The organism is Clostridium sp. NSJ-145, assembly GCF_021044725.1.
Taxonomy (GTDB): Bacteria; Bacillota; Clostridia; order Clostridiales; family Clostridiaceae; genus Clostridium; species Clostridium disporicum_B.
Map to the genome: position 1 here is coordinate 120809 of NZ_JAJNOS010000002.1, position 13218 is coordinate 134026.

Below are 13218 nucleotides of genomic sequence, written 5' to 3' on the forward strand. Positions count from 1 at the left end.
TATCTAAATAAAGTGTTGACACTTTATCTATGTTGGAATTAATAAGTTAAAATTTCTATGCCTGTTTCAGTTACAAGCACAGTATATTCCCATTGTGCTGAAGGGTATCCATCTTCTGTTAATACAGTCCAGTCATCATCTGAATCAATGAATATATCAGGAGTACCCATGTTTATCATTGGCTCAATTGTAAAAACCATACCAGGAACTAATAGCATTCCAGTACCTCTTTTTCCAACGTGAGATACAAAAGGTTCTTCATGGAATTCTAATCCTATTCCATGTCCTCCAAATTCTCTAACAACAGAGTAACCGTTGTTTTCAGCATGTTTTTGAACTGCTTCAGCTATATCTCCCATGAATCCCCATGGCTTAGCTGCTTCTAATCCTTTTTCTAAGCACTCTTTTGCTACATCTACTAGTTTATCTAAGTTAGGATGAACTTCTCCTATTTTAAACATTCTTGAAGCATCAGAAAAATATCCATTATATATTGTAGAAACATCTACATTTATAATATCTCCATTTTCTAATATCACATCAGGGCTTGGAATACCATGACAAACTTCATCGTTTATTGATGTACAAACACTTTTTGGATAACCTTGAAAGTTTAATGGAGCAGGAATAGCACCTTGAGAAATTGTAAATTCATGAACTAGAGTATTTATTTCTTCTGTACTCATACCAGCTTTTATATTAGTGGATACAAGATCTAAAACAGCAGTATTGATTTTAGAACTTTCTTTAATACCTTGAATCTGTTCAGGGGTTTTAATTATGCTTCTTGGAGGAATAATAGCACCTCTTTGAGCATAAGAAGCTAGTTTCTTATCAAATTCAAGATGACAATGTTTATATTTTTTATTGCTACCGCACCAACAAGGTGCATTTCTATTAATGTTCATAATTGTTCTCCTTAAATTAAAATTACTATAATAATTATTATACTACTAAATTGAAAATGTTGATAATAAGTATAGTAATGATATAAAATTATATTAAAAATTATATTGAGAAATGTAAAGGAGGAATTATGGAACTAGAGATAATAAGAACTATTCAAAGTATTTCAAATCTATTTTTTGATGTGTTATTTCAAATATTTACTATGTTTGGTGAAGAGTTGATATTAATATCGATAATAACTACTATATACTGGGCGTATGATAAAAAGTTTGGAGAGTATATTGCATATTCATCATTAACGAGTTTGCTATTTAATAATGCATTAAAGGATATATTTAAAATGAAAAGACCAATTGGAGAAGAAGGAATAAGAACACTAAGAGCTGAGACAGCAACAGGATATTCATTTCCAAGTGGTCATAGTCAAGGGGCTGCATCTTTTTATGGAAGTATAGCTATATATTTTAAAAAGAGAATTATTTATATTTTAGCAACTATAATAATTTTTTTAGTTGGAATATCTAGGTTATATTTAGGGGTTCATTATCCTAAAGATGTATTAGTTGGGATAGCACTTGGGCTTTTGATATCAATTATCTCATATAAATTATTTAGAACAGTGAATAATAGAAATTTACTTTATATAATAACTTTTATTTGTTTTATACCAGCATTAATATTTGCACAATCGCCAGATTTTATAAAAGGAATGGGAACATATCTAGGCTTTATTATAGGTGTAATTGTAGAAAAGAGATATATTAATTTTTCTGTTGAGGGGAATTTAGCTAATAAAATATTGAGAGTAGTTATTGGAATAGCAATTTTACTTATAATTAAATCAGGATTAAAAGTAATTTTTCCTAATGAATTAATATTTCATTTTATAAGATATACTATAGTAACATTTGTAGGAATTGGAGTATATCCTGCAATATTTAAAAAACTTAAAATCTAAACAAAATAAAGAGTAATAATCTTAGATAAAACTCACAGGCTATTGTTCATTTTAGTTGAGCATCAGCTTGTGAGTCTGACTAAGAGCTTATTTATATATGTTAATAATATTAGAAAGAAATTTAATTATATCATCAATCATTATTGTTATTCCGCTATAAAATATAGTTAATATAATCATGTAAATGCAATAAATTATAGGACATAACATAAAAAATGATAATATTTTTCTATTGTTATTTATAAAATATACAAATTTAAACCAAATCTTATCTAAAAACCATGCCTTGTTGTCTAAAATAAGATCTTTTATGGTATCTATGTCTAAATAATTACCATTATCTTTATTTGAATTTATCATAAATAGAAGTTGATTTTCCTGAATTAATTTAAAAGTGTCAATATTAATAGTATTATCAAAATCATTTTCAGGAGATAATATTAATGTAGTTAAAGGGACATCTTCTTCAATAATATCTACTAGAAGATTTTTAATATTTTCAGTTTCGTTATATATATCATAAATAAGCTTATTTGCAATATCCTTTGAGCTGTTATTATCTAAAAAATTTGATAATGGAATTATATTATATAATCCATTAGGAGTAATAGCTAGATGATATATATTGAGAGTTCTATCATCATTTTCTAAAGAAAGATTGCTTAATACTATATTATTAGATGGAAGCAACTTGAGAATATCTTTTATATTATCATTTTCTTTAAGTTCTTTAAAAAATCTCATTATATTACTGTGAATATTATGATAAATTCCGTTATGCAAAGCAACGATATGCATCAAATATATGAAGTATATTGAAGATAATATTGAAAAGTTAAGATCGAATACTATACCAAGTATTAATAATATAGTAGGTACTCGCAAAAATTTATTTCTAAATAAAAAGATAATTGATTTAAATGCAAATATAATAGCTTTGTAAGTGAATAATAAAATGTAAAAAAATGATTTAGTTAAAAGTATTATAATAAAGCCTATAGATTTAAGTAAGAAAAACAAGGTAATACCTCCAGTTTGTAATATAGTAGTATTATTTACCAATATAAAAGTTTTTATTAAATAAAATATACATAGCCATTATTATAAAAAAATAATAAAATATATTGACTCTATAGTAACAATAGACTTTATAATATGGAAGGAAAATTTAAAATATGGGGGTAATTATGACTAAAGAGTTTTTAAAATATGCTATTCCATCAGCATTAGCAATGTTTACTTCGGCTTTATATACTGTAATTGATGGAATATTTGTAGGACAAGGTGTTGGTTCTTTAGCTTTAGCAGCAGTTAATATAGTATTACCTTTTACTGTAATGTTATTTGGTATTGCTAATATGTTTGCTATTGGAGGAGGGTCTTTAGTATCTAAAAATATTGGAGCTAAAAAGATAGATAAAGCTGTTAATATTTTTAGACAAGTATTTAAGTTCTTATTTATAATAAGTATTGGAATAAGTTTATTTTGTATTATTTTTACTAATCAAATAGTAACAGTTTTAGGTGCAACAGAAAACTTAAAACCTATGGCTGTAGAATATTTAAGATTTTATGCACTTTTCTGTATTCCAAACTTAGTGGGAATAGTTTTAAATAGCTTTGTAAGAAATGACGGAAGACCAAAGCTTGCTATGATTTCTACTATTAGTGGTGCGATTACAAATGTTATATTAGATTATGTGTTCATTTTTCCACTAGGAATGGGAATAAAAGGAGCAGCAATAGCTACAGGTCTAGGACAAATCGTAACTGTTGCAATTTTATTACCTCATTTCTTAATGAAAAAAGGATATTTATCTTTTGGAAATGTTAAAATAGAAAAAGAGAAAATAAAAGAATTTTGTACAATAGGATTTCCATCATTTTTTGCACAAGCTAGTTACTCAGTAATAGTTTTATTACACAATATAGCTATTGTTAAGCTTGTTGGAGAGATTGGTATATCTGCTTATAGTATAATGAATTATCTAACAACTAATGTGTATATGGTGCTTTATGGAATAACTCTAGGAGTACAACCACTTATAAGCTATAATTATGGTAGAAAAAAATCGGAAAAAATGTTAGGATTTTATAAGATAACATGTAAATCAATTATTTTAGTAACTACAGTATTTACTGTTATAATATATTTATTTGGACTTAACTTAATTAATATTTTTACTAATGATAATAGTCTGGCAAATATAGCATTTAATGCAATAAAGATAAACATATTTAGTTATTTTGCAGTAGGATTAAATTTAAATACTTTAGTTTACTATCAAGCTATAGAAAAACCTAAGTATTCAAATATAGTATGTATATTGAGATCAGTAGCTTATTTACCGATAAGTATATTTGTATTATCAAAGTTATTCGGTATAAATGGAATTTGGGCAGCAGCTATAGTAGCTGAAACTGCTACATATATAACAATGAGATTAAAAACAAATATAGAGGAATCTACAGCTGAAATGTTAGCTGCATAGAGATATATAATATTAAAAAGTATTTTGATGACAAATAGCAAATAAGTTGAAAACTAAATTTGCTATTTGTCATTTCTCATAAAATAAAGAGTTGGAGGAAGGTAAATTTATGGAATCAAAATTTTCCATAGGAGAAATAGCAAAAATTCATAATGTTTCAGTTCAAACATTAAGACATTATGATAAGATTGGATTATTAACACCTTCTTATATAAATAAAGAAACTGGTTATAGATATTATTCATCAAAAGATTTTGTAATAATTGACCTTATAAAACAATGTAAATCTATGGGATTATCTTTAGATGAAATAAAAGATATAATTCATAACTACACATCATTAGATTCTATATTGGATATAATGAAAAAACAAAAAGATATAATAGATAAAAAGATAAACGAATTAAATACCATAAAAAATAATATATCTTTTTTAGAAAAAAGAATTAATGAATCATTAGAGGAAGGCATAAACGTAATATTTATAAAGGAATATCCTAAAAGGGAATTTATAAAGTATAATAACACAAATAGATTTACTGTAGAATTTGAAATAAACCTAAGTAAAGCGTTAGCAGATGCAGAAAGAAAATATAATAATTTCAATAAGGAATTAGCTTTTGTAACATCATTTAATGATTTTAGAAGAGATGATAAAACTATATATAAAGCAATGATGTTAAGCTTTACTGATATGATAAGTATAGATGAGAAAGAGAAGTTTATAATTCCAAAAGGAAAATATTTAACTATAAATTTTGATGATGATTATAAGGATACTAAAAAGTATTATACGAAAATTATGAATTATATACGAGAAAATAATATTAAAGTAAAAGGTGATTTCTATGAAATATATGCTATGACTAGAGTAGGTAATGATGGAAGAGAGAAGTCTTTAGGAAAGCTTCAAATAGAAGTTCTTTAATTAATGACTGAAATAAATTGTCCACGAAGCTCACAGGTGAAAGATCGACTTTGTCGAAGTGAAATGGCTATAGCATAACAGTGAAAAGCTAACTTAAGTTAAAGTGAAAGGTACTATTGAGAAGACTTTTCATTATTACTAAAGGTAATATTTCCATTGTTATGTTAGTGACCCTTTCTCTTTTGACGAAGTCAAACTTTTCACTAAAGTGTTCGGCACTTTATTTAAGTAGTTCTATAACTTGTCCTAAATCATCTGCCTTTTTATAAATCATCCCTAATAGTTCTTCATCTGGTGTTAATAAGTCTGGTACCATAATTGGATACATTCCAGCATTTTTAGCAGCATACACACCAAATCTTGAATCTTCAAGAACTATACAATTTTCAGGAAGAACATTAAGCTTTTCCGCTACTTTTAAGAATATTTCAGGATCTGGCTTTGATTTAGTTACTTCATCACCACAAATTATATAATCAAACTCATTAACTACCTCACCAAGAGTTAATAGTTTTAATGCCCTAGCTCTTGATGTAGAAGTCGCAACAGCTCTTTTGATATTATTTTCTTTTAGATAAGCAAGTAATTCTTTTAATCCTTTTTTTACTCTTAAACCATTCATATCAATAAGTTTATCAGCCATAATATTTCTTTCAGAAATAAGCTCCTTATAAGGACTTTTTTCACCGAATTTGTTAATTAGAAGATTAGTGATATATTTACTGTTTGTACCTAAAAATTCTGAAAAAAGTTCATCATCTACAGGCATATTTACTTTTTCACCAGCAATTTTCCAAGCTTCTCTAGAAACAGTTTCGGTATCAAACATTAATCCATCCATATCAAATATAACTAGTTCTATATTCATCATTTTGTGTCCATCCCTTCTAAGCGTAATCATAGTATTATATTATCTTATTAGTTTTAAAAATTAAAGAATATATTACGCATTTTCTAAATTTGAAAATTTGAAATTGACTTTAATTGAAATATTTTTTATTGACTAAATATTATTTATGATAGATAATATTTGTAAGATTAACTGAAAATTCAAATTTTAATATGTGAAAAGATTATGATGAGGAAGAGTATTTAAAGATATTATTTATAGAGAGCTAAGGGATGGTGAGACTTAGTAATAATACTTTTTAGAAGCAGCCTTTGAATTGCTTGCTGAGAACTAAGAGTTATCTTAATGTAGGTAAAGCCGGATATCCTAACGTTATAAGGAATGGAATGCTGATGTATTCCTACTGAGTGAGTAAATTTTTTTACTTATTAGGGTGGTACCGCGAAATTTTTAGCTTCGTCCCTTTCTAGGGATGAGGCTTTTTTTATTTATAATGAAAAATTAGCAATTAATAATTTATGAAGAATTCTTGCTTGTATTTTAAAAATAATTAAAGAAAAGTTATAGAATTTTCATATTTAATTATTAAATTAAAACTATTAATTATTAATTAATATGGGGAGGAATAGTTTATATGGAAGAAATTTTAGAAATTTTAGAACAAAACAGTAGATATACTGATGAAGAGATAGCTGTAATGGCAGGAAAAACTGTTGAAGAAGTAAGAGAAGCAATAAGAGATTATGAAGAAAAGAGCATAATTGCAGGATATACAACATTAATTAATTGGGAGAATACAGGTAAGGAAACTGTAACAGCATTAATTGAAGTTAAGATTACACCACAAAGAGGAGTAGGCTTTGATAAGGTTGCAGAAAGAATATATAAATTCCCTCAAGTTAAGGCATGTTATTTAATGTCTTCAGGTGGATTTGACTTAACTGTAATAATAGAAGGAAAGACAATGAAGGAAGTTGCTATGTTTGTATCAGATAAACTTGCAGTACAAGAGTTTGTTAATGGAACAGCAACACACTTTGTTTTAAAGAAATATAAAGATCATGGAACTATATTTAAAGAAAAGAAAGTTGATACAAGGGAGGCTATATTTATATGATATTAGAAAATATGATTAGAGATGATGTTAAAAATATGCCTCCATCAGGAATTAGAAAATATTTTGACTTAATAAATGAGATGGAAGATGTAATATCTTTAGGGGTAGGAGAGCCAGACTTTGTTACCCCTTGGAATGTTAGAGAGGCTGGTATATATTCTTTAGAGATGGGAGAAACTCATTATTCAGCAAATGCTGGATTTATAGAATTAAGAGAAGAAATAGCTAAGTATTTAGATAGAAAATACGACTTAAAATATAATCCTAAAGATGAAATATTAGTAACAGTTGGTGGAAGTGAAGGTATAGATCTTGCACTAAGAGCTTTAGTAGGGCCTGGAGATGAAGTAATTATTCCAGAGCCAAGTTTCGTAGCTTATAAAGGATGTACAGCCTTTACAGGAGCGACAGCAAAGATTATTGATTTAAAAGCTGAAGATGATTTTAAGCTTACTCCAAAACAATTAGAGGATGCAATAACAGATAAGACCAAAGTTGTTATAATTCCATTTCCTAATAATCCTACAGGAGCAATTATGACTAAAGAGGAGTTAGCAGGAATAGTTGAAGTTTTAAAAAATAAAAATGTAATAATACTTTCTGATGAGATATATTCAGAATTATCATATGACAAGCCACATGTATCTATTGCGAGCTTCCCAGAGGTTAAGGAAAAAACTATAGTTATAAATGGATTTTCTAAAGCTTATGCAATGACTGGATGGAGATTGGGATATGCTTGCGCTCATCCTATTATATTAGATGCTATGAAGAAGATACATCAATATGGAATAATGTGTTCACCGACAACTGCACAGTTTGCAGCAATAGAAGCATTAAAAAATGGTGATGATGATGTAAGACATATGGCAAAAGAATATAACAGAAGAAGAAGAGTTATGGTTAATGGCTTTAGAAAGATGGGATTAGATTGCTTCGAACCAATGGGAGCACTTTATGTATTTCCATGTATTAAATCTACCGGAATGACTTCAGATGAGTTCTGCGAGATGTTACTTATGGAAGAAAAGGTACTAGCTGTGCCAGGAAATGCCTTTGGGGAATGTGGAGAAGGATTTATAAGATGTTGTTATGCATCTTCTATGGAAAATATAGTAGAAGCTCTAAAGAGAATAGAAAGATTTATAAAAAAATTTGACTAATATTTAATTGAATAATTAAATTTTATTTAAAGATGTTTTGAAGTGGTTCAAAGCATCTTTTTATTTTATTTTAAATCATAATCACCCGATTACGGGTGAATGATTTAAAATAACAAGAGGAGTTACTCTTTTAAACTTTCTCTATATTTAATAGGAGTTTGGTTGGTCAATTTTTTAAAAACTGTACTATAGTAGCTTTGATTATTAAATCCCACAGATAAAGCTATATCGAGCAAAGAATAATCCGTGTTAGCAAGGAGTTCTTTGCTTTTTTCTACTTTATAATTATTTAAATAATTTATAAATGTTTGACCAGTTTCATTTTTAAAGACACAGCAGAAATAGCATTTATTTATATTAAGCTCTGAGCAAAGGTCATCTATAGAAATTTCTTTACTATAATTTTTTTCTATATATTCAATGGCTCTTTTTACAAAGGGAGAAAGAGTTCCGTTTGGAGTCGTAGTTTTATATTTATTTACTATTAGATTTGAATATAGGTTTATAACATCATCTAATAGAGATTTATTTATAGTTAATATACTAGAATCACAAGTGTTAACTTTAGTATTTTTATTATCTTGGATAATATAAGGACCTATCAAGATATATGCAGGCATATTGTCATAATGATAAAAAGCAATAGCTGAATATGAAATATTATTAGGTATATTTATAGCAATTGGATTCGAATATGAAAGACTATTTTTTAAAATATCAATTGCTTTGGATGTATAAAAGCTATTTTTTAATTCAGCATTATATTTATGTGAATGAACAATTTTAAAGCTGTTATTTAAAACTAAAGTTGGTAGTGATAAGCAAGTAAAAAAATCATTTAATACATTATAAGTATTCATAATTAGACCGCCTTTTTAGTTGAGATATACTATTATTTAAAATTTATAACACTAACAAAATATATTTAAAAAAAATATAAATATCGTTAAAACATATTAAAAAAATATATGTTATTATAATTGCAGAGAGTGAGAATCAATATCAATTATTATGGAATATAAATTAAAGAATGTCAAATAAATATGTTTTTATAGGGGGAAGTAATTATGTTAAAGAAAAAGATAGAAAAAATTATTGCTACTTTTGTTTTAGGAGCAATGGTTTTAAGTGTTGGTGGACAAACTGTAACAGCTAGTGCATCAACTTTAAATAATGTAGATACTGTGACTAAGGCGTCAACTACTGCACCAGAAGTTTTAGAAGATGGAACTTATGTAATAGAAAATGGTGCATATAAAGTAGGAACTACTGATAATAGCGGGATTAGAGATTATATAGATACAACATCTATTGTAACAGTAGAAGGTGGAAAGATAACTTTAACTCTTAAATATACTGATTTAGAATTAGAAACTGATACAGTAAGAACAATTAATTCTATTACTATAGATGGAGAAGAAGTAGAATTTAATGCAAATGAAGAAGAAATAAGTTTTGAAATTGAATCAAAAGATGTATTAACATCAAGAATTACTGTTAACCTAACTTATTACAATGAATTTATTCCAGAATTTATTGCACCAGGTGGAATGCATACAGTAGATATGGAGATATTACACATTGGAGAATTATCAAAGGTTGAAGATGATAAAGAAGAAGTTAATACTTTAGAAAATGGAACTTATAAAATAGAAAATGATGCGTTTAAAGTAGGAAGTACTGAAGATAGCGGAATTAGAGATTATATAGATACAACATCTATTGTAACAGTAGAAGATGGAAAGATAACTGTAACTCTTAAATATACTAATTTAGAATTAGAAACTGATACAGTAAGAACAATAAGTTCTATTACTATAGATGGAGAAGAAGTAGAATTTATAGCAAATGAGGAAGAAATAAGTTTTGAAATCGAATCAACAGATGTATTAAATTCAAGAATTAAAGTTAACCTAACTTATTATAATGAATTTATCCCTGAATTTATCGCTCCAGGTGGAATGCACACAGTAGATATGGAGATATTACATAAGGGAGAATTAGTAAAGGTAGAAGATGATACAGTAGAAACTCCAGAGACTCCGGAGACTCCAGAAATACCTGACAATGATAATTCTGGAAACGGAGACATTGATGGAAGTACAGGAGCAACTCAAAAGCCTTCAGAAGGTACAGGTTCAGGATCTACTGAAGAAACTCAAACAGATAAAACTTATACAGGTAAAAATGAAATAGTTTCTGATAGCGAAGCTGGTAAGGCAATGGCTAGACAAGCATTATCAGAAGATATGAAGATAGAAAAGATAGGTGAAAAATACCGTGTAACTATAAACTTTACTGAATTTGGTGCAGTGCAAATGAGCGATGTTATAGTTTATGTAAATGGTAAAGAAGTTGAAACTAAAGAGATAAGAACAACTCTAGCTGGATTAAGCTTTGAATTAGATAGCTTAGATGATTCAATAGAAATATCTACTAAAATTAATGCTATGGGTGGAAGAAGAATTTCATTTGGTCTTAAAGTATTACAAGATACTTTAGTTGAAGTTGAGAATGATGATGAAGGAATAACAGGTGGAACTACACAAGGTGGTACAACTAATGGTACTACTGGAGGAACGACTGGTGGTACAACTGGAGGAACTACACAAGATGAACAAACTTCAGGAACAACAGAAGAAACTGAAAAAGAAGAAGAACCACAAATAATAGTTGGAAAGTTGTATTCTATTCAAAATAACGTTACTCATGAAAGTGAAACAGGAGTAGCTATGGCAAGAATGTACTTAAGTGCTACTTCAAGAGTTGAAGAAGTTGAAGGACAATACTATGTTACTCTGACATTTACAGGGGCAGAATTCATGCAAAATCATGAAATATATGTAAATGGAAGCAAGGTAAGCGTAAGCAAGAGTACAAGTGGTGATGAAACTTATGTTAGATTTGCAGTTGGAAGCTTAAATGATTCTATAAAGGTAAAAATGTATGTTGTACCAATGCAAAGAGATGTTGAATTTGGTGTGGAATTACTAACAGATACATTAACTTTCATTAAAGAATATACAGTAGAAACATTACCAAACACAGGAGCTGCAGCAAGCTCAGCAGTAGTAGCAGGATTAGGGTTACTAATGACATCTGCAGGTGCAGTTTTAACTAAAAAGAAAAAATAAAATAATGTGCGGGGTAAATAAAATAGTAATACTATTTATTTACCTCATATTTGCTATAAAGGAGAAATAGATATGAAAATATTAAATAAATTTAAGAGTATATTAATAGCCGTAATGGTTTTAGGGTTATTTTTCACTATGGGAATTAAGAGTGCATATGCAGCAGATGCTGACATAGCAAGTGGTATTTATGAAGTTGAAAATGAGGTTTATCATGAATCAGAAACAGGGATGGCAATGTCAAGAAGTTACTTACTACCTACTATGGAAGTAGAAGTGACTAAGGACGGAATAGTTTATACTATAGGTTTCTCAGGAAGTGACTATATGGAAAACTACAGAATGTTAGTTAATGGTGAAGATACTGCAGTTGAAATGGTAGACGAGGTAACTGAAGAAGGTATAGTTAAACTTAAAGTTGAAGTAGATAAAGTAGATGCAGATATGGATGCTTTAATTTATGTAGCACCAATGGGAAGAGATGTACAGTTTAAGGTAATTCCTAAGATGGAAACTTTAACTTTAATTGAAGCTATAGAAGAAGCAGAAGAGGTTATAGAAGAAGTAGTTGCAGAAGATTTAATAGAAGAAGTTGTTACAGAAGTAGATGCAACATCAGGAGCTTCAGAAAATTATAAAACTATGGCTGTAGCTGGTGGAGTAGCAGTTGTAGTTATAGCAGGTATAGTTGCAGTTTTAGTAATTAAGGCTAAGAAAAAGAAATAGTAGTTAGGAAGGTTATTTATTATGAAATATAAAAGAATTATGTCAATAATAGCAGCTGGAATTATGTCTTTAGGTTTAATTAGCTGTGGTTCTAAAGCTGCTGAAGAAAATGTTGTAGTTGAAGCTAATGGTGGAGAAGTAGCTGTGGAAGCTGATAGCGAAGAAGTAGTTGTAGCAACATCTGTTGCAGTTACAGAAATTTTAGATGCTTTAGGGGTAAAGGTTTCTGGAATTCCTCAAACATCATATGAGCTTCCTGAAAGCACAAAAGGTGCAGTAGAGGTTGGAAGCCCTATGAGCCCAGATTTAGAAATTATTAAATCTTTAAATCCTACAGTTGTAGTTTCAGTTGATACTTTAGGGTCAGATTATATGGAACTTTTTACTCAAAATAACATACCAAGTGAATTCGTATCTTTAGAAAGTTTAAATGGATTAAAAGAAGCAATAAATACTTTAGGAAAAAGATTCGATAAAGAAACAGAAGCTGAAAGTTTATTAGCAAACTTAGAAGCTAAGGAAAAAGAGGTTGCTGAAAAAGCAGCACAATTAGAGAGTCCTGAAATATTAGTTTTATTTGCAGCACCAGGATCAACTATGATTGCAACATCAAAATCTTATGTTGGTAGCTTAGTTGAAATGGTTGGAGGTAAAAATATAATAGCTGATAACAGTACGTCATTTACTACTTATAATAAAGAAGATTTATCAATGCTTAATCCAGATAAGATTTTAGTAATGGTACATGCCCTTCCAGAAGAAACACAAGCTGCATTAGAAAAAGAAATGGCAACTGATGCTGCATGGCAAAACATTGAAGCTGTAAGAAATGGTGATGTTGTATACTTAGACACTTCATATTTTGGAATGAGTGCAAATCTTAAAGCTATAGAAGGATTAGATATTTTAAGTGATATAGTCCACGGTAATGGAGAGTAATT

General features: G+C 28.4%; 12 protein-coding genes and 1 other annotated feature. Of the genes, 8 read left to right on the forward strand and 4 right to left on the reverse strand.

Annotated elements, in window-relative coordinates; all coding sequences use genetic code 11:
- Nucleotides 1–38: 38 nt before the first annotated feature.
- Entirely contained in the window at nt 39–908 is an 870-nt protein-coding gene (locus LQE93_RS03175) for a methionyl aminopeptidase (RefSeq protein ID WP_055264135.1), read from the reverse strand.
- A 128-nt stretch (nt 909–1036) separates the two neighbouring features.
- On the opposite strand from LQE93_RS03175, the gene LQE93_RS03180 reads away from it, so the two are divergent.
- Nucleotides 1037–1867 carry a phosphatase PAP2 family protein gene (locus LQE93_RS03180; protein WP_172675736.1) on the forward strand — a complete coding sequence of 277 codons (831 nt, stop codon included), beginning with the start codon at nt 1037–1039 and terminating at the stop codon, nt 1865–1867.
- Between the two features lie 87 nt (nt 1868–1954).
- On the opposite strand, the gene LQE93_RS03185 is transcribed toward LQE93_RS03180, so the two are convergent.
- Nucleotides 1955–2611, reverse strand: a complete 657-nt coding sequence (locus LQE93_RS03185; protein ID WP_148315738.1) for a hypothetical protein — start codon at nt 2609–2611, stop codon at nt 1955–1957.
- Nucleotides 2612–3054: 443 nt separating this feature from the next.
- Here LQE93_RS03185 and LQE93_RS03190 point away from each other — a divergent pair, with 443 nt between their 5' ends.
- Nucleotides 3055–4359, forward strand: a complete 1305-nt coding sequence (locus tag LQE93_RS03190; RefSeq protein WP_055264140.1) for an MATE family efflux transporter — start codon at nt 3055–3057, stop codon at nt 4357–4359.
- A 109-nt stretch (nt 4360–4468) separates the two neighbouring features.
- Entirely contained in the window at nt 4469–5287 is an 819-nt protein-coding gene (locus LQE93_RS03195; RefSeq protein WP_055264144.1) for a MerR family transcriptional regulator, read from the forward strand.
- A 220-nt stretch (nt 5288–5507) separates the two neighbouring features.
- Here LQE93_RS03195 and LQE93_RS03200 read toward each other — a convergent pair whose 3' ends face one another.
- On the reverse strand, nt 5508–6158 hold the full coding sequence (locus tag LQE93_RS03200; protein ID WP_055264147.1) for an HAD family hydrolase: 651 nt from the start codon (nt 6156–6158) through the stop codon (nt 5508–5510).
- Between the two features lie 195 nt (nt 6159–6353).
- Nucleotides 6354–6604, forward strand: a binding site (T-box leader).
- 167 nt (nt 6605–6771) lie between these two features.
- Here LQE93_RS03200 and LQE93_RS03205 point away from each other — a divergent pair.
- On the forward strand, nt 6772–7254 hold the full coding sequence (locus LQE93_RS03205) for an Lrp/AsnC family transcriptional regulator (protein WP_055264150.1): 483 nt from the start codon (nt 6772–6774) through the stop codon (nt 7252–7254).
- Complete coding sequence (locus LQE93_RS03210) at nt 7251–8417, forward strand: aminotransferase class I/II-fold pyridoxal phosphate-dependent enzyme (RefSeq protein WP_055264153.1); 1167 nt, start codon at nt 7251–7253, stop codon at nt 8415–8417. Before LQE93_RS03205 ends, LQE93_RS03210 begins: the two co-directional genes overlap by 4 nt.
- 122 nt (nt 8418–8539) lie before the next feature.
- Here LQE93_RS03210 and LQE93_RS03215 read toward each other — a convergent pair whose 3' ends face one another.
- Nucleotides 8540–9277, reverse strand: coding sequence for a helix-turn-helix domain-containing protein (locus LQE93_RS03215; RefSeq protein WP_084758946.1), 738 nt, complete (start codon nt 9275–9277; stop codon nt 8540–8542).
- Between the two features lie 207 nt (nt 9278–9484).
- On the opposite strand from LQE93_RS03215, the gene LQE93_RS03220 reads away from it, so the two are divergent.
- The 3 genes from LQE93_RS03220 to isdE all read left to right on the forward strand — a co-directional run bounded on the left by LQE93_RS03220 (nt 9485) and on the right by isdE (nt 13216).
- Nucleotides 9485–11551 (forward strand): NEAT domain-containing protein, encoded by a 2067-nt coding sequence (locus tag LQE93_RS03220; protein WP_231071968.1) that lies wholly within the window; start codon nt 9485–9487, stop codon nt 11549–11551.
- Nucleotides 11552–11623: 72 nt separating this feature from the next.
- Nucleotides 11624–12277, forward strand: coding sequence for an NEAT domain-containing protein (locus tag LQE93_RS03225; protein ID WP_231071970.1), 654 nt, complete (start codon nt 11624–11626; stop codon nt 12275–12277).
- 21 nt (nt 12278–12298) lie between these two features.
- Nucleotides 12299–13216: a heme ABC transporter substrate-binding protein IsdE gene (gene isdE, locus LQE93_RS03230; protein WP_055264164.1), complete on the forward strand. Its 918-nt coding sequence runs from the start codon at nt 12299–12301 to the stop codon at nt 13214–13216.
- The last annotated feature ends 2 nt before the right edge of the window (nt 13217–13218 follow it).

Excerpts from the sequence above, each read along its gene's own strand:
- LQE93_RS03175 (WP_055264135.1), bottom strand. The coding sequence starts at position 908 with ATGAACATTAATAGAAATGCACCTTGTTGGTGCGGTAGCAATAAAAAA.
- LQE93_RS03180 (WP_172675736.1), top strand. The coding sequence starts at position 1,037 with ATGGAACTAGAGATAATAAGAACTATTCAAAGTATTTCAAATCTATTT.
- LQE93_RS03185 (WP_148315738.1), bottom strand. The coding sequence starts at position 2,611 with ATGAGATTTTTTAAAGAACTTAAAGAAAATGATAATATAAAAGATATT.
- LQE93_RS03190 (WP_055264140.1), top strand. The coding sequence starts at position 3,055 with ATGACTAAAGAGTTTTTAAAATATGCTATTCCATCAGCATTAGCAATG.
- LQE93_RS03195 (WP_055264144.1), top strand. The coding sequence starts at position 4,469 with ATGGAATCAAAATTTTCCATAGGAGAAATAGCAAAAATTCATAATGTT.
- LQE93_RS03200 (WP_055264147.1), bottom strand. The coding sequence starts at position 6,158 with ATGATGAATATAGAACTAGTTATATTTGATATGGATGGATTAATGTTT.
- LQE93_RS03205 (WP_055264150.1), top strand. The coding sequence starts at position 6,772 with ATGGAAGAAATTTTAGAAATTTTAGAACAAAACAGTAGATATACTGAT.
- LQE93_RS03210 (WP_055264153.1), top strand. The coding sequence starts at position 7,251 with ATGATATTAGAAAATATGATTAGAGATGATGTTAAAAATATGCCTCCA.
- LQE93_RS03215 (WP_084758946.1), bottom strand. The coding sequence starts at position 9,277 with ATGAATACTTATAATGTATTAAATGATTTTTTTACTTGCTTATCACTA.
- LQE93_RS03220 (WP_231071968.1), top strand. The coding sequence starts at position 9,485 with ATGTTAAAGAAAAAGATAGAAAAAATTATTGCTACTTTTGTTTTAGGA.
- LQE93_RS03225 (WP_231071970.1), top strand. The coding sequence starts at position 11,624 with ATGAAAATATTAAATAAATTTAAGAGTATATTAATAGCCGTAATGGTT.
- isdE (WP_055264164.1), top strand. The coding sequence starts at position 12,299 with ATGAAATATAAAAGAATTATGTCAATAATAGCAGCTGGAATTATGTCT.